Annotated in this window: 8 protein-coding genes and 2 pseudogenes; 2 read left to right on the plus strand and 8 right to left on the minus strand. The window is 67.3% G+C overall.

The features are described 5' to 3' along the window. Positions 1–603: 603 nt before the first annotated feature. A pseudogene (locus EDD34_RS11660) lies at positions 604–1,750 on the plus strand (IS110 family RNA-guided transposase). Here the strand turns inward: EDD34_RS11660 and EDD34_RS11665 are convergent. The 6 genes and pseudogenes from EDD34_RS11665 to EDD34_RS11695 form a co-directional block, all read right to left on the minus strand. Next, positions 1,721–2,152 (minus strand): SUKH-3 domain-containing protein, encoded by a 432-nt coding sequence (locus EDD34_RS11665; protein WP_123814720.1) that lies wholly within the window; start codon positions 2,150–2,152, stop codon positions 1,721–1,723. The pseudogene EDD34_RS11660 and the gene EDD34_RS11665 overlap by 30 nt on opposite strands. 11 nt (positions 2,153–2,163) lie before the next feature. Continuing rightward, positions 2,164–4,335 (minus strand): RHS repeat-associated core domain-containing protein, encoded by a 2,172-nt coding sequence (locus tag EDD34_RS11670; RefSeq protein ID WP_246012346.1) that lies wholly within the window; start codon positions 4,333–4,335, stop codon positions 2,164–2,166. A gap of 400 nt (positions 4,336–4,735) precedes the next feature. Further along, the gene (locus EDD34_RS11680) at positions 4,736–5,128 is read right to left on the minus strand and encodes a type II toxin-antitoxin system VapC family toxin (RefSeq protein ID WP_170177056.1); all 393 of its coding nucleotides are present in this window, start codon (positions 5,126–5,128) and stop codon (positions 4,736–4,738) included. Next, positions 5,125–5,388, minus strand: a complete 264-nt coding sequence (locus EDD34_RS11685) for a hypothetical protein (RefSeq protein WP_123814724.1) — start codon at positions 5,386–5,388, stop codon at positions 5,125–5,127. Before EDD34_RS11685 ends, EDD34_RS11680 begins: the two co-directional genes overlap by 4 nt. Before the next feature lie 74 nt (positions 5,389–5,462). Further along, positions 5,463–5,594 (minus strand): annotated as a pseudogene (locus tag EDD34_RS11690) (IS110 family transposase); the annotation flags it as partial. Between the two features lie 34 nt (positions 5,595–5,628). Next, a complete protein-coding gene (locus EDD34_RS11695; protein WP_123814725.1) occupies positions 5,629–6,027 on the minus strand; it encodes a hypothetical protein in 399 nt (132 codons plus the stop codon). Positions 6,028–6,299: 272 nt separating this feature from the next. On the opposite strand from EDD34_RS11695, the gene EDD34_RS11700 reads away from it, so the two are divergent. Then, positions 6,300–7,745: an IS1380 family transposase gene (locus EDD34_RS11700; RefSeq protein ID WP_211341568.1), complete on the plus strand. Its 1,446-nt coding sequence runs from the start codon at positions 6,300–6,302 to the stop codon at positions 7,743–7,745. 427 nt (positions 7,746–8,172) lie between these two features. Here EDD34_RS11700 and EDD34_RS21600 read toward each other — a convergent pair whose 3' ends face one another. Next, positions 8,173–8,538 carry a DUF2750 domain-containing protein gene (locus tag EDD34_RS21600; protein WP_123814726.1) on the minus strand — a complete coding sequence of 122 codons (366 nt, stop codon included), beginning with the start codon at positions 8,536–8,538 and terminating at the stop codon, positions 8,173–8,175. Positions 8,539–8,621: 83 nt separating this feature from the next. Then, a complete protein-coding gene (locus EDD34_RS11710) occupies positions 8,622–17,645 on the minus strand; it encodes a polymorphic toxin-type HINT domain-containing protein (RefSeq protein WP_123814727.1) in 9,024 nt (3,007 codons plus the stop codon). Positions 17,646–17,780 lie beyond the last annotated feature (135 nt).

Below are 17,780 nucleotides of genomic sequence, written 5' to 3' on the forward strand. Positions count from 1 at the left end.
TCGGGTTACCGCAGCCCGTTCCACCCCGAATTCTGTTCGCAAGAGTTCTTGCGCCGCCGCCCCAGAGCACCCTCCCCGGGAAACAACGTTACAGACTGCTGCCATCTGGTCATTTCCCCTGAATGCCCGGCTGTCGGCCGACGCCATCCCCCGGTTCAATTTCATGGTATCTCTCGTTGTCGATCCCACGACCCACCGCGCCTCCCGGAAGCGGGCCCGTGCGCCATCTGCCGAACCTTGCCTCCCGCCAGCATCCCAGCAGGTCACGACCTCACCAGCTCATGACCCGGCCCGCGCCGCTGAATAGCGCTGTCAGTCTTCGAGTGGCTGGTCTGGGATCGGCTGGTCAGGCTGGCGTCGTCCCGTCCGGTGCGCGTGGCTCGAATAACGCTTGGCCGCCGAGGCGTTCCTCGGCGTGCTCTGTTAGAGATCCGCGTGCCGGGCGGGCCGGCGTCGGTCTGGCCCACCTCGATGACCTGATCAGAAGCATGTCCGATCCCTTGCGGGGTCGTGACCCTTAACAGTGATGTCCCGCGGTGACTCCTACCCAGACCGACGCCGGCCACGACGTCCGTCCAGCTGAAGGAGAACATCGCAGTGTCCATGCTCGCAGAAACCACCCCCGCGACGCCGACCGTCGCCGAGGCGTACATGTTCGTCATCGGGGTCGACACTCACGCCCGCGCCCACGTCTACTCCGTGATCGAATCGAGCACCGGCGCCGTGGTCGACACCCAGTCGTTCCCACCAGCCCTGCCGGGCTCGCCCGCGCGTCGACGTGGATCGCTCGCCGTACCGTCGACACGCCCGAGGCGGTCCTGATCAGCATGGAAGGGACCGGATCTTACGGGCGGCTGGCGACCGCGCACCTTGCCGGGCTCGGATACCGCGTCGTGGAGGCACTGACCCCGGCGCGCGGCAAGGGCCGCGCGCCAAGACGGACGAACTCGACGCCCAGCGTGCTGCTCGGGACGTCCTCGGGCTTCCCGCTGACCAGCTGCGTGACCACCGCGCTGGAGCCGTCGCCGGGGCGCTGCAGGTGCTGACTTCGACCCGGGACCGGCTGACCACCGAACGCACCGCACAGGTCAACGCCCTGACCGGACTCCTGCGTACCCACGGCTTCGGCCTGGACGCCTGCGGCCCCCTCACCGCCGCCCAGATCCGCACCGTCAAGAGCTGGTGCACCCGAACCGAACCACTCGACCAGCACGTCGCCCGCGCCGAGGCCGTCCGTCTCGCGGCCCGCGTCACCGACCTCGACGAGCAACTCAAGGACAACGAGCGGACCCTACGAGACCTGGTCACGCAGCATGCTCCTGACCTGCTGGCTGAGCCCGGCATCGGACCGTACTGCGCCGCGGTCATCCTCACGGCCTGGGCCTACCCGGGCCGAGTCCGCTCCGAGGCCGCGTTCGCCCGCCTCGCCGGCACCGCGCCCATCCCTGCCTCATCCGGCAACCACGCCGAGCGCCACCGCCTGGATCGCGGAGGCGACCGGCGACTGAACAAAGCCCTGCACATCGCCGCCCTCGTCCGCATGCTCATCCACGACGAGACCCGCTCCTACGTGCGCAAACGCACCACAGAAGGCCGAACCCACCGCGAGATCCGCCGACAGATCAAGCGCTACCTCACCCGCAGAATCCACAGACTCCTGACCAGGAAAACGCCCTCGCCCTCCCAGCTTGACAGACATAGAAGCGCCTCTAAGACGTCGTCAAACGAGCCATTCAATAGCCCCTCCTAGGACCAGGGCATCGATAGCGGTCTCTGCGCCGTCGAACCTCCCCAAGCGACTGGATACAGCGTACACAGTACCCTTCGCGTCCATGCCGAGCAGAAACCTGCCGTCCTCGAGCTCACCGATAGGAGAGAGCGGCTCGACTACCAACCGCCCCCACTCCGCAAAGCGGTCCTCCTCGCCAATGCAGAGCAGGGGATCAAACACCAGCGCACCCCGGAACCGCGCAACACCTGGGCCACCTTCGGGAACTGCAAGGCCACCGAATTCTGCCAGGAACGCTTCCGCCGCCGCATTGATACTGAATCCATCATTCTCCAACGCTAATCGCCACTTAATCGTGTCAACGACCCGCCCCTCAGTCCATCCAGCACGCCGAAGGGTACGCATTGTTTCGTTCGAAATCATCTAGACTTCCCTTACTCGCCAGTCACGAAGTTTAGGTCGAACTCATTAACCAACGGTCGACAGCTGGGACAAGGACCGATTCCCAATCCGTGTTTAGGGTGGTCAACTCGAGCGCGAACGAGGACCGCAGCGACATCGGCGCGAGTCGGATCGATCCCATTGTCCAGAGCGTCCGACAAGCACTGAGCAAGCCCGCAGTGACCATGCCCGGCGCCCCGCTCGCCAGCGGGGATACGATCCAGGATCACAGTGATTCTCGAGTTGAGCGCCGGCGCATCGCCAACCTTGCTTCCGTACGCGATCGTGCCACCTTGTGGCAGTCCGATTGCCTCCGCCACCGTGGCCCTCGCCCTGCCAGGGCGAATCGGGGCGAGCTCGTTCGCCTTGCCCATCGCTGCGGCGAGCGCATCACCCTTAGCACCCGCCTTTCCTGCCTTCAGAGTACCGAAGACACCCTTGGCAGCCAGTCCGCCGTAGCCGGTAAAGAGCGTCAAACCGATTTCAAGCCCTACGAAGACGCAGCCCCCGTCCTTGCCGCCCTGGTAGAAGCAGTTGCTCCAGTCAGAGACGGTGAAGGCCGCAATGATTGGGTGGTCGGTCTCGAAATCACGTAGCCAATCCGGTCGGTTGTCTGGGTACACCGTGGGCTGGACCCCGGTGGGAATTCCCCAGCATCCCGGGCACTCCTGAGGGCCGAGGACCCAGTCTGATCCGTTCCAGATAAGGTTGTCGGACGTGACGATGATGACAACCTCATCGGTGGTACCGCTTGGGCCGTCAGAGGCGCCAGATCCTCCGTCGTTGCCTCCTCCGTTTGCGTTGCTGCCGCTTCCAGAGTCGCCACCGCCGGATCCTCCGTTCCCACGGTCGGGCCCGGCTTGTCCTCCAGGAGCATCGGGGATGGTGAAGGTGAGACCTGTGGGGTCGCTGTAGGTGACCGGGTTGTTGTTTGAGTAGGCGTAGCCGTGCCATTGCTGGGGTTCGGTCAGGTCCATGACCGGGTCGACGCTCAGGAATCTGCCGAGGGTTTCGTCGTACCAGCGTGCTCCGACCAGGGTGTAACCCGTCGACGCGTCGCGGGTCTTGCCCAGGAAGCGGTGGTCACCCGGGAGCTGGTCCGCACTGCGGGCGGTGCCGTAGGGGGTGGTGTGGTGGCGTACGACCTTTTCGGTGGCCCAGTCCGTGTTCGGGATCGAGACCAGCGGGGTGCCGTGATGGTCGGCGACCAGGGAGGACACGTTTTTCATGCCCTTGCCCGTGCGGACCGCGACGGTCTGTCCCGCGAACGTGTAGTAGCGGGCCGCGGACACCTCACCGGCCGCATCCACCGTGACCTCCTGCCCGCCACCGACATACGCGGTCACTCCCGTGACCAGCGGCGTGCCACCACTGGAGGCGGCCGCGCGCGTGATGCGCACGAGCCGGTCACCGTCGGCGGAATAGATGTTCTCCGTCGCGATCGTGCCTTCGTCCGTCACGGTGGGCTCACCGCCGGTCCCGGTCTGCCCGTCGCACCAGGTTTCCGGGTCCTCGCCGTCGGGCACCTCGCACTCCGGGTCGGCCGGCTGCACCGACAACGTCGTGTCCGTGGTCGTTCCGGCCAGTTCCGACTCCACGTCGAAGTCCAGCCCCTGGGTCGCGGTGCGGGTCTCGGTCTCACCCGTGGACGTGGCCGCCGACCCCTCGGTGACCGTGGTCCGCCCGGTCGTGTTTCCCGCCTGGTCGTAGGTGAACGCCTCGGTGATCGTGGCCGAGGGTGCATCGACCGTGACACCGGTGACCTGGTGCGGGCTGGCCGGGTCGTACTCGTACGCCGTCGTCGTGGTCCCGTCCAGGGTCCGGTGGACCCACTCCTGCCGGTTCCCGTTGCCCTCGAACGACCAGGAGTCCCAGTACGGGGCAGGACCCGCCAACGTGGCGACATCCTTCGGCGCAGCGCAGTCCGCCGTCGAACCCGAAACCACCGGCGTCCACGCCTCGGTCAGACGATTGAGCCCGTCGTAGGCGAAGCACTGCCCGTCGGCCTCAAGCCCCTCCACGCCCGGCACATCGGTCTGGGACAGGATGTTCCCGACCTCGTCGTACGTGTACGTGACATCCAGATCCGTGCCCGAGACACGTTCCCGGTCCAGGGCGATACCCTCCAGGCGGCGCGTGCCCTCCTCGTACTCGTAGGACACCACCGCGTGTTCCCCGGATTGAGCCGGTCGAACACCCACCCGGCGCGCTGCCCGCCCAGCGTGATGTCGCTACCGTTCACCGCGGCGTCGAACATGCCCGCCTTCCGGCCCAACGCGTCGTACTCATACGCCAGAGACTCCCCGTTCGCATCCGTGACCGTGAGAGTCTGCCCCGCCAGGTCGTACACCGTCGCGGCCATGCCACGGCCCGGGTCCTCGGCAGTGACCTGACGACCCAGCACGTCATACCCATACGTCCACACCGCGGCGTGATCACCATCCGCATCGGCCGCGGTCGTCTCCACCACCTCAGCCACACGGGCGACCTTCCCATTCGGGTCGGTCACTGCCAGCGGCACCCCACGCAGCCGCGGATCCAGCACCGTCGTGCTGGCAGGGCCGTCTACTCCGATAGTCCGCGAACGCGCACGCCGCGTGCCCTGGCTTCACGAGCCAGCCGAACATCGAACGTCGCCAAGTCAGCTGTCAGACGCTCGGCAGTCGCGAGCACACAGGCATCGGGCATCTTCAGCGCGGCCGTCGCCCGCACCAGAGCCAGCTCCTCCGGAGACGGATCGCCTTCGGGCGAAAGGCCGAACCCAGCCTCCTGCAGCTTCTGCCGCGCCTCAACCTGCTCACCGGACTTGGCCGGTCCGACCAAGACCTCGGCCATCGTCAGCGAATGCAGCACGATCCCGTCACGGCCGTGTTCGACGACGATCCTGGCTGCCTCACCATGATGAACATGCTCCGGACGTGAAGCCGCGATCACGATGTTCGCATCGGCGACGATCACTCCTCGCCCCACCCCTCACGCACGTCCTCCAGATAGCCGTCCGGATAGTAGTCAGCCAGCCCAGTCAACGCCGCGACCGCACGCTCATGCCTGACCGTCTCGGCATCGTCCGCATGCTCGACCGCCGAAGCACCCTCCTCGATCAGATGCGTCAGCAGCCGGCTCGCCGGCTCCCCGGGCCAACGCCGACGAGCCACCGCCAGCGCATGAGCCACAGAATCGGTCTCAGTGATCGCATGACGCGGCTTCAAGGTCGGCATACCAGCAGAGTAACACCCTTCCCGTCAGGTGTCACACCTGAAGGACCTGAGATCCTTCTATGTCTGTCAAGTGGTCAGGGTGTGGCCTCGGCTGGCGCGGCGGAGGTGCGCGCCGCGGTGTTGAGGATGCGGTAGATCTGGCGGGCGAGGTAGCGCTTTAGGCAGCGGCGGATCTCTTTCTTGGTGCGGCCCTCGGCGGTGCGGCGTGTGCGCCAGAGCCGAAGAACGTACAGTCCCCACTCAGGGCTGGGAGAGGATCCAGTCCATAGCCGCCAACGCTCGCGCCAATACCGCCCTCCTTGAAGGGTCCGGATCAAGAGCGTCCTCCGCAAACTCCGCCCGCACATCGCTTGGATCACCTAGGACGTGCGTCACCTCCTTCACCCTGCCAGCAACAAGGACATAATCCGCATCCGTCAAGAGGATTACAGGACCGGAAACTCCATCATCACCACAGGCGAACATGGCAAACGGAAGTCCGTAAACTTGATCGAGACCTAAATTGATATCCCTGGCGGACTCGAGCGCATATCCGAACTGTTCATCAAGTGTTTGATCGCACGTTATAATGAAAATGCGGTAGCGCTTGTTCTCGACAAGGTCGACATATTTCGCAACGATGTCAACTGAAATGTCCATGTTTGAACGCTGCGCCGCACAAACACGTCCGGTGCCCTCGAGCCAATCCTCGCCGAAAAGGAGCCAGTCAGGAACCATCGAGCGAACCGCCTGGACAGGGGCGTCACGCCCCGAGACTGGGTGCATGGCTAGCCTCGATCCTTCGTGGGTGAGGTGATCCAAGGCATGGGAAAGGTGCTCTGATCTGGCACGATGCGTCTTGTCGAGGGACGTGTCGGGCTGAGGATCGGAGCACCTTTCTGGTGGGCGAGACTACCGCGTGGGATGCGCGTTTGGAACTGACGGGGGACGGTAAAGGGCTGGTCGCGAACGCGGGTGTGGTGCTGCTGTGTAAGACCGCCGACGCTGTGGGCCTGACCGAGCGGATCGGGGAGGTGTTCGGACCAGGCCGCGTCGAGCGGATCTGTCGCGGGGCGGTGCTGGTGGGCGCGGCGTCGGCGATCGCTGCCGGGGCCAGGAACCTGTCCCAGGTGGAGCGGATGCTCGCTCATCACACCGGGACGTTCGGGGCGTGCGGGTCGGACTCGACGCTGTGGCGGACCCTGGACTCGGTCGACGAGCGGGTCCTGAAGCGCTTGTCGCGCGCTCGTGCCAGAAGCCGCAGGACGCTGTGGCGGATGCTGGCCGCGCGCCCGGGCGGGTTCCCGTGGCTGCAGGTCGGCGGCAAACGGCTGGACGGGTGGGTCGTGGTGGACCTGGACGCCACGATCGTGGGCTGTCACTCCCGCAAGCAGAACGCCACGGGGACCTACAAGGGCGGGTTCGGGCACCATCACCTGGGCGGGTGGATCGCGAACACCGGCGAGGCCCTGAGCATCCTGCCCCGGCCGGGGAACGCCGGCTCGAACACGGCCACCGACCACGTCACCGTGCTGGGCGAGGTCCTTGCGCAGATCCCCGACGAGGGCCGCCACTCCAAGCTGCCGGTCAGGATCGACGGCGCCGGCGCGTCCCACGACACGATCGGCCACCTGGAACGGCTGAGCACCACCCGGCGCCGCGTCGCTTGGACGATCGGCTGGACCGTCACCAAGCTCGAGGAGACGGCGATCAAGGCCCTGCCCGAGCACGTCTGGGCGCCCTACCTCGACCAGGACGGCACCATCGCCCCACCCATCCACTACGGCGAGGCCCACGACGAGACCGGGTCCGAGTACGGGCATGTCGCCGAGCTCACCGGGCTGGCGAAGCGACCCGGCTGGCCCGCGGCCATGCGCCTGATCGTGCGCCGCGTCCCGATCGCCCCGCGCGACCGGGCTGCGGGGAAGGTCACTGCCCTGGAGAAGGCCACGGGCTGGAAGTACGCGATCACCGCGACGAACATCGCCCGGATGCAGGGAATCCCGGGCAGCGGTCACCCGCAGTGGCTCGATGTCCTGCATCGCCACCACGCCGTCGTCGAAGACCATGTCAGGGCCTCCAAGACCACGGGGCTGGGTCTGCTGCCCTCGGCGTCCTGGCGGATCAACACCGCCTGGGTACTGCTGACCGGCATCGCCCGTGACCTCGATATCTGGACCCGACTGCTCGCCTTCAACGACCACCCGCTCCTCGCGAAAGCCGAACCAGCAACGATGCGCGAACTCGTCTACCACCTACCCGCCCGCCTGGCCCACCACGCCCGCCGCAAATGGCTGCGCTTCAACCGCAACCACCCCCACACCCACGCGATCGCCACCGCCTGGCACCGCCTCCAGGCCCTGCCCGCCGTGACCTGACCCGCACCCCACCCATCCCGCCAACACCCAGAACGGAGCCACCGCACGCCCCCCGGCCGGAACCGGCGCCCGCAGCGACACGCGACAGCGAAACGCAGCCAAACACGGCCAAGCCACACATCAGACGAAACCGTCAGGCCGGGCTACCCACCATGTGAATGATCGAGGCCAGAGCCTGCAACCGCAAGCCAGAACGAGCCTTTGCCATCATCACCGGCACATCAGATCAACTTTGAAAAGCCCTTGGCGCAAGACCCTGGCCGGAGATCAACTTCGCAACGCCCCTGGCTACGGAATGAGGCGAGAAAACCTCAATGGGACACCATCACCGACGCGCCACTGAGTAGCGAACTGCCGAGCGGCTCATCAGCGGTCGAGGTTAAGAAGACAATTCAAGCTGCACCCGCGCGCTGTCACTCAGCCGAATCTATCCGTCGTACGGCGGTTCGCCGAGCGCGTGAACGAGACGATTGACCACTTCGTCGACAGTGAAGTCCCATCCGGTCAGACGCGGCCCACTCCAATTAATCCCTACCCGAAATTCATCCTCGGCTAGATCCGGCAAAGCCGCGCTTCGCCAATGATCCAGCGGCATTGAGACAGCGCGGAATTGGGACCCCCATAGCTCAGCGGCGCGCTGCGCGCGGGCCTCCGATGACCAATAGGGAAACACTGGTCGCCCAGAACTTGAGACAGGCGTCGGACTGCCGTCGTCGTCTCGAACCCACCAAATGGTATGGGTCTGAACAATCTCGCGGAAGAAGGCCGCCGCCTGAGCTCCACTTGTGCTCACCTGAATCCTCCTACATCATCCCGACTTGAACCGCACGCTTGAGCACGGCGCCAGAAGGCGCCAGCGCCGCCCGTCCGCAGAGTTTAGTAATCGGGCGGGAGCCTACGGTATCCGCCAGGATCCATAATTACATGATCCTCTGGCCATCGTGGTGTGAGCACCATACCACCATCCCGCTCGGGAATAGGTTCGTGGCTTAGCTCCATTGATTCCCACGATCCGTCCGGACGCTGCCGCTGTGGCGCCGATCCCCGCTTCATACGAGCAACGTTCGAGGCACCGTATTGATCTGCGGCGCCCACCTCCGCCGCTTCATTTTTCCAAAATCGCTTACGCATGGTAGACAAGGATGGCGCGACGCCATTCTTATTAAGCTTGGAATAGTCTTCGCCCAATTTCCAGCGACCACCGCAGTTGCTGTTGTGAACGAGAACGGGAGTTGCACCTGCCAGTACATAGTACGTGTGCAGGTCGGCGACGGTGAGGTTGTACGCGGCGTTCGTCTCGCGCGTCTCGGGGTCGACCTCGCGGGTCACAGCCGCGGTGCGCCCGCTAGCGGTAAGGACCTGGTCACCACGCTCCAGATTCTGTGTGCCCTCCCATGCCTGGTCCGTGACCGACCAGAAGGGGTGGTCCTCTGTGGTGACGATGAGTTCGCCATCGACCTCGAACTCGAACAGGTCGTCCTGATGCACCCAGACATGGGTGACCTCGCGGGCGCCCTGCTCGCCCGTCTCAGGGTCGGTGGCGATGACCTCGTCGCCGGGCTCAATATCCTCGATCGGCTTGTGTGACCCGTCGGCCATGAGTATGAGAGTCGCACCGGCGAAACTGCAGGCGCCCTTCATCACGGTCTTCGTGATTTTGGTTCCGCCCTTTGCTGCCGCTTTCAGGGCTAGGCCGACTCCGCCTGTTGCGACACCCAAGGCCATCATTTTCAGCTCAAGATCAAGCTCCCGCTCCCACGCTTCTACGCTGCCCCAGAACTCGGTGAACAACCTCGGATCGTCGATCGCACGGGCCGTATCAATCCAGAAATTGAGCGAATCGGTGACCATGACGTCAAACCAGCCGGCCGTGGTCAGGTACCACGGCATCAGCTCGTTGATCTGCCCAAGTTCGACCTTCGCGTCGTATGCGGACAAGTCCGCACGGCCGTCGGAGTCCACGGGGATGATTTCGCTGACACCGTCCTCAACCTCGATCGGCGGTGCTGATGTGCCACCGCCGCCCCCGGTTCGGGGGGCTCCGTCGTCATCACGCTCGGTGACATCGCCCGGATCAGGCATGGGAGTGCCGGGATCATGCCAGGGCCGTGGCTCGAGGCCGTCGGGGTCGGTGTAGCTGTTCGGGTTGTTGTTGCCGTAGGAGTACGCGTTCCACTGCTGCGGCGAGGTCAGGTCCATGATCGGGTCGACCGACAGGAACCGTCCCGTAGTGGGGTCGTAGTAGCGGGCACCCAGCATGACCAGGCCCGTAGCGTCCTGCGGTGCGCCCAGGAAGCGATGGTCTCCCGGTGGTGCGGCACCGTCTCCGCGGGCGTCGCCGAAGGGCAGGGTGTGGTGCTTGGTGATGCCCTGAGTAGGCAGCGCCGTGTTGTGCACGCTCGCCAGCGGAGTCCCGTGCGGATCGTTGATGAGGGACGTGACCCCGCCCATGCCACGGTCGGTGCGCACCGCGACGGTCTGCCCCGCGAACGCGTAGTAGCGCGTTGCAGTCACCGTACCGGCGGCCGTGTCGAGGGCGACCTCCTGCCCTCCCCCGACATACAGCGTCACCACACCGTCCTGGTTGCGCAGCACGCGGTCGCCATCGGCCGTGTACACCATGGACACGTTGCTCGTGGTCGTGGTTCCGGCACCCCGCTCACCGGCGGTACTGCCCCCATCGCCGGTCTCGTCGCTGCCCTCGTCCACGGGTTCCTCGTACACGGTCGTGGCGGTAGCCACGTCGACGAGTTCGCCTTCGACATCCCAGGTCAGGTCCTGCACGACATCGGTGAAGTCGCTGACCGTGGTGCGGCTGGTGGTGTTCCCCGCGCCGTCGTAGGTCAATGTCTGGCACGCCGAACCTGTCGCAGCCTGGGTAGAGACCGCCGCAACCTGATGCGGCCCCTCGGCATCGGCCGTGCAGTCACCCGCGGCGGGCTCACCACCGCCTCCAGCACCACCCGGAACGATATAGTCCCCCACGACCTCCTCGCCACCCGAAGTCCCGCCGTCCGGGTCACTGCCGTCGGGGGTCCGCAGGGTGTGAGAGGTGCGGTTTCCCAGGGAGTCGTACTCGAACGACTCCCAGTACGGCGCCACCCCGTTGTTCAAACCCTCGACCGAAGGCGCCTCGGAACAGTCTCCGCTGTCCGGGGTCCACGCCTCGGTCAGGCGGTTCAGCCCGTCGTACGTGTAGCACTGCCGGTCCGCAGCCATGCCCTCATGAGTGGGCACGTCCTTGGCCGACAGGATGTTTCCCGCCTGGTCGTACGCGTACTTGAGGTTCAGGTCCTTGCCCGAGATCCGCTCGCGGTCCAGGGACACCTGCTCCAGACGGCGCGTGCCGGGCTCGTACTGGTACGAGACCACGGTGCCGTAGGTGTTCCCTAGGTCCTGGTACAGCAGCTCGCCGTAGGCGTTGAACCGCGCCTCGGCCACATACGTGCCCCACCCGAAACCGCCGGCCATCCACTCAGGCATGCCCGTGGCGGTGTACCCGGTGGTGACGGTCTCGCGCTTGAGGTTGCCCACGCCCTGGTACGTGACCGACTCGACCTGCCCGTCCGCCACGTACGAGTACCGCGTCTCGAACGTGCGGTCCTCGGCCGACGAGCCCAAAAGGGCCAGATCTGCGTTGCCCTCCGGCAGGATCACCTGAGAGGCGATCGTCCGGTACGCGGCATCGACCTCGGTGACTGCCGTGACGTACTCGTCGGCGTCCGTATCGCTGTCGCCGGTCCCGTCCGGGGTGTACCGGGTCGCGGCTGTCGTCATGCCCTTAATCGTCTGCCCCGCGTTCGGACCATGGGCGTACTTGTCGTACGTCCATGCGGCGCGCAGCGGGCCGGACGGGCTGTCATCGCGCAGGGAGGTGACTCGGCCCAGCGCGTCATAGGTGTAGGCCAGCGTGCCGTTCGCGTCGGTGACCGTCACCGGCTGCCCTGCCACGTCGTACGTCGTGGAGGTCACCCCGCGGTCGGGGTCGACCGTTCGCGTCTGCCGGCCGGCGAGGTCGTGCTCGTAGGTCCAGGCATTGCCCGCCGGGTCGACCACCTCGACCATTCGCCCGGCGTGGTCGTACTCGTACGTCGTGGTCTGCGCCGGCAGGTCGCGCACCTCGCCCGCGGTGTCGGGATAGGCGTCCGCGCCGGGGTCTCCGTACTCGCGCACATATTGCGTGAGAGCAGTCGTGCGCCCGTGAGCATCCGCGGTCGTGGACGTCGGAACGGCCCCGGCCGGCGGGATCACCAGAGTGGTCGCGCCGTCGAACACCGTGCGGGTACGCCACCGCTCGTAATCTGGGTTGTCCGGGTTGTTGTCGAAGAAGATCTCCGCCGTGGTGCGTCCCGCGTCGTCGTACACCATCCTCGTGGTGGCCTCGGGGACGTCGTCGGTCCCGACGATCGTGGTCCCGGGTGACGTGTCGGGTTCGAACCACGGGCCCTGCACCTGGTAGACGCGACCTGCTTCGTCGTACTGGATATCCGTGATGATCCGGCCGGGATCGGCCGCGTCCACGGATTCGGTCTGGGTCTGGATGTCCCGGCCCAGGCCGTCGAACAGCGATGTCGCCTTCTGGTAGGTCGCGCCGTCGGCACGCAGGGTCCGCGTCGTGATCGCGTTGATCCCGGACGGGGAGATCGTGTACTCGTACCGGAGGCTCGCGCTCTTGCCCTGCCGTTCCGGCAGCCAGACGCGAGTCAGCCGCCCGGCGCGGTCGTACTCCGCGGTCGTGACGCGACCGTTGGCGTCGGTCACCTTCGTCGGTACGCCGCGGTACTTCGAGAGTGTCGTCGTTGCGGTGTGCGCGGTCAGAGGGCCGGTCCCGTCAGGATCGGGTGTACGGGACGTCGTCTGCGTGAGGATTCCGCCCGCCAGGGCGTAGTCCGTGCGCGTGATCCGTCCTGCAGCATCGGTGACCGCGACCGGACGGCCGAGCGCGCCGGGGTAGCTCCCCGGCTCGTGCACGTCGAACGTCGTCGTCGTGTACAGGTCGCTGGTGGACCAGCCGACTGCCTCGAAGGTCGTCCCGACCTGCGGGTCCCTCTCGGGGTCGATGCTCCGCGTCCCCGTCAGCAACGCGTCGGTCGGGGCCTGCCCGTAGGCCTGCTGGTCGTAGGAGACCCGCGTCGCCGAGATCAGCTTGCCCGGCGTGCCGTCGTCCTGGGTGTCACAGGATCCGGCACGGGTGATGGTCTGTTTCAGCGCCCCGGTGATGTGGGTCGTACCGGGGTCGTGATAGTCGGAGCGCGTGCAGGTCTGGTCGTTCCCGACCTCGAGGTCCCCCTCGTTGTTGACCTGCGTGGTGTTGCCGTACTCGTCCATCGTCTTGGACGTCCGAGTGGTGTGGTCCACGACGCCGTTCGCGCCCAGCAACGCCGAGACTGTCGTCATCGACTTCGTCCGTGCCGTTGTCAGGCCGTCATACGTGATCCCCTCGACCACGACCGGGTCCGTCACGGTCTCGGAGAGGACCCGTTCGTCCCCACTCCCGTCGGTGCCGTTCAGCGCCTTGGCGACGACGACCATGCCGGCCAGGTGCTCGTGATCGTCCACCTGCCGGGAGACGTCGCCGGCCGTGGCGGTGATCGTGCCACCCAGGCCACGCAGGTACCTGGTCCGCGCGGACGGACCGTCCTCACCCTGTCGGATCACGACCTGCGCGTAACCACGGAAGTCCGACCACGTGCGGTCCACCGGCTCGTCCAGCCGCGGGTTGTCGAGCCGCGCCCACCCCGCGTCGCCCTTGTAGTCGTAGTACGTGACCTGGTCCGGGTCACCGTGCCCGGACACGCCACCCGAGCGCACTCCACCCGCGGTCTGGGTCACCGAGCTCACCAGGTAGGAGTGGAACCACTCGGTGTGCGCCTCGTCCTCCCCGGCCACGTGCCACCGCACCGGGAAGCAGTTCTTCGTGTTCGCCTCCTGCGCCGCCAGGGAGGTGTCCTGCGTGTTGGCCGGGGTGCAGTCGGAATCCTTGTAGCTGATCGAGACCATCCCGCCGGTCTCGTTGACGATGTCGGTCACGTGGAACCGGTTCATCGCCGGCAGGCCGTCGGTCAGGTTCTCGTGGTCCACACGGGCAGGCATGGTCTCCCCGGCGAACCACGTCTTGAGCGGGTCGACGGCAGCCGCATCCGGGTCACCGCCGGGCGTGCGGGTGATCGACTGCAGCCACAGCAGCTTGCCCGTCCCGTCGCCCGGGTCGCGGAACTTCTGCTGCAGGCCGTACGTGTCGATGTCGCGGTAGGCGCCGTCGATGCGCGCCTGGGTGGTGATGCCGGTCAGGCGCTTCCGGGAGAAGAACGCCGGCGCGTAGGACTCGCAGTCGTCACCCGAGACGCAGATGAGGTCCATCGGGGTGTCGCGCCACCGCTTCATCTCGGAGCGGGTGGGCTTGGTGGTGGTCGGGCACTCGGCCGAACCACCGAAGCACCGCTCGGCCACGTCGAACTCCACGCGGTAGGGCGCGTTCGCGTGCCCGGCCTCACCGGTGCGGGTGCCGTACTCGATCCGCTTCAGGGTGCCGCCGCGGGTGTAGGTCTTGTCGCCGTCACGCCCCACGTCCGCGGCGTACCGGTTGGTCTCCGCGCTGTAGGTGTACGACATCGTGTTGCCGAGCGTGTCGGTCACGTGGTCCAGGTTGAACCGCCACGCCTGCACGCGCTCGGAGTCGGCGAACGCCGTGGCGTGCCCCGGTTCCCCGGCGTGGTTGCCGTACACCGGGACGGTCCAGCGGGAGTCCTGGTCCAGGCTGTCGCCCTCGAACCGGTTGTCGCGCCCGAAGGTGTGCACCGACCCGTCGACGGTGACGACGCGCCAGTACTCCTTCGATCCGCGGTCGGTCGCGTTCGGCCCGCCGGGCAGGATCTGCTCGACCAGCGTGCCGTCGTCGGCCTCGGGCACCCAGATCGCCTTCGTGCTCGACGACGCCGACGTGTTCTTGACGAGCTTCGTGGTCTTCCCGCCCAGGGACATGACCGCGTTCTCGCCGTCCCAGCACAGGTCCGCGGTGTCCCGTGTGGCGTTGTTCGGCGTGTCACCGCCGTCCGCGTCCTGGTCCGCCACGCACGGCACGTACGACCGCTCGATGAACCCCGTGGTCAGGTCCCAGCCGTCGCCGATCCACGACGACTGGTTGTTCGCCCCGGACACGCGCCCCACCAGCGACGAGCTCGAATAGCCGATCGCGAGCTGCGGGGCCGGACCCGCCGCCGGGGACGGCACGGTCACGGGGTAGGTCCAACCCATCGCGCCGGTCGCGCCCGACACCGACCACTCGCCGGTCGGGTTGATCGGCGTTGCCGCCCAGTCACCCGACGCCGACGACGTACCCGACGTGACCGCGAACTTGTCCCCCGTCTCGGCGTCCGCCGCCGTCATCGTCTGCTCCGCCTGCACGGCGTTCGCGCTCGTCGACTCGCTCTCGGTGCTGAGCTCACCGGCCTTGGTCTGCTCGTCCGATCCGGACGACGCGACCTGCTCCACGGTCTCGGCACCCGCGGCCGGAATCTCCAGCGTCGCGGTCAGCGTCTGCGCGTTCTCGTCGTTCGAGGTCTCGACCAGCTCGGGCTGGCACTCCGGCGCCTCCGGGGTCGCCTCGGCACACGCCGGGATGCGCATGACCTGCAGGCGGCGTCCCCAGTCCGCACCGGCGGCCTCGGTGAACTCGCCGTAGTCGACGGTCGCCTCGACGGCACGAGTCTCACCCGCGGCCGCGGTGCCGGCGGGCGTGCTGTCCGTCACCTCCAGGACGACTCCCGTGACGCCGTCGGCCTCCGTGGAGGCCTGGTCCGCGACATCCACGACGACCTGGTCGGGCGCCTCGCCCTCGGCCGGAGCGGCCACGGTCAGGTCCAGCCCTCCGACGTCGACCTGCGTGGGCTCGGTGGTCACAGGAATCTCCGCGACGCCACCCGCGGGCAGTTCCTCGACCGGCGCGGCGGGGTCGGGCGGCTGCTCCTCGCTGCGGGGTTCCGGGGTGATCTCGGCCGGGGCCGCGGTGTCCGGGGTGTCGGCGTCGTCGATGACGGGCGCGAGGTTGTCGCTGCGGGCGGCCAGGTCCTGGCCTTCGCCCCCGTTGTCGAGCTCGGGCTCGTACTCGATCGTCAGCGACGCCGCGTGGTGGTACCTCTTCCACCCGAGGGTCATGTCCTGCTCGTTCGTGGCACGCAGCCCCAGTGACACGGACCCGCCGTCGACCTCGGCCAGCCGCTTGGCCGCGGCGGTGGCGTCCCACGTCACCGTCTTGACGTTGTCGCACGCCGTCTTGTGCGACACCACCTGCTCGTCCAGTTCCTCCACGAAGGCCGATGCGCCCCACGACGCCCAGTCCGAGGCCGCATCGAACGGGCTCGTCCGCCACAGCTGCACCCCGCGAGGGTTGCAGTCCCAAGAGTGCTCGCCGCTTGCCGAGAACTGCGCACTCGTGATCCGGCTCGCGTCCATCAGGCCGATCTGGTCCAGGCCGTCGAACCGCCAGCCGAGCCGGAAACGGGAGTCGGCGACACAACCGGCCGCGACGTCCACGTCGCAGAGGCCGAGACCCTCGTCGCCGTCGAACATGTACTGCGCGGTCTCGCCCCCGGCCGGCTCGTGCACCATCAGCCAGGCGTTCGGCGATCCGGAGAACGCCGGGTCCGCATAGACGGGGAACTTCGTCGCGTCGTCGAACAGCCAGTCGGTGTCCAACTCGAGCCGCACTCCGACAGTGGACCGCTCGCCCTCAGCGCCGGCTCCGCCCGCCACGCCAGGATCACCCGCGGCGGGCGCACCGCCGACGGTCAGGCCCCCGGTCGGGCTCGGCTGTCCACCTGCGGTCGTGCCGCCGAGCACACCAGCCGTTCCGATTCCACCGGCCACTTCTTCGGCAGCCGCGGTGTCCTGATGACGCGGCGCAGCGGGGACCAGATCCACCCCGATACCGGTGGACCGGTCGCCGGGAAGAGCCGATCGTGCGTGCACCGACAGGTCGGCCGGATCAACGCCGTCGCCCGCCAGGTGCTCCCACCCCGAGGGCCCGCGAGCCCGCAGCGGGGTCACCTCCTCCTGAGCCGGGAGCCGCCAGGACGACCTGGCGGTGTCATCGGTCCCGGTCAGGTCTCGTGACGTCGAGTCCCACGCCCGAGGCGCCGGAGCGGTGAAGATCTCCTGGCCGAACATGTCGGTCGCGACCAGACCACCCTCCTGCCGAGTGACCTGCAGCCCGGTGGAGGTCGTCAGCGGGAACGTCAGCGCGTCGAGGCCGACCTTCTTCTCCGCCCGCTCGGCCGCCTCGCGTGATGCGAAGACCAGGGTCTCGGTGAAGCCGGTCGCATCCGGGTTCACGCTCACCACCAGGTCCACGCCGTTGGTGACGACATCCGGGTAGGTCACCTGGTCGCCGTCGACGACCGGCTCGGTCAGGTCAAAGGGAGCATCGAGGATCAGCTCGTGACCGTCACGCACCATCGACGCGAGCGACTGCCCCGCGGTGCCGTCGGAGAACGTCAGCTCGTTCGGGCTCACCGCGACCTCGAGGCGGCCGTCGCCGGTGTCTCCGGACACCACGCGGGAATCGACCGGGAGCCACGCCCCGTCCACCAGGGCGCGTTCGGCCAGCGCCGTCGACTCCACGCGCATCGTGCCCGACGGCGTCGCGTACACGGTGGTCCAGGAGGTGCGCTCGGAGCGGACCTCGACCTCCAGCTTGCAGGCGTGCGCGACCTTCAGCGCAGTGGCCTGGTCGTCCGAGACCGTCACGCACTCCACCCCGGCCGCCGCAGGGACCGCGAGCACGGGCTGCACGCCGAGCGTCACGGCGACGGCGGCGGCGACGAGGCCGACCCCTGCCGGCTTTCCGCGCCGCGCCGTACGCGCCATCACCGCACCCAACCCGGACGCCGTCCGGCTTGCCACCTGCTTCACGATCCTCGCCCCATCCGTCCGGGCCACCTGGCGCGACCTTCGGCTGCTCGTCACTACATCGCTCCCGGTCACCGACGCTCCGTCGTTCGGCGTTCCTGGCTCCGGTGCTCGCGCCGACCTCGATCC

Source organism: Myceligenerans xiligouense (genome assembly GCF_003814695.1).
In the GTDB taxonomy this organism is placed as follows: Bacteria; Actinomycetota; Actinomycetes; order Actinomycetales; family Cellulomonadaceae; genus Myceligenerans; species Myceligenerans xiligouense.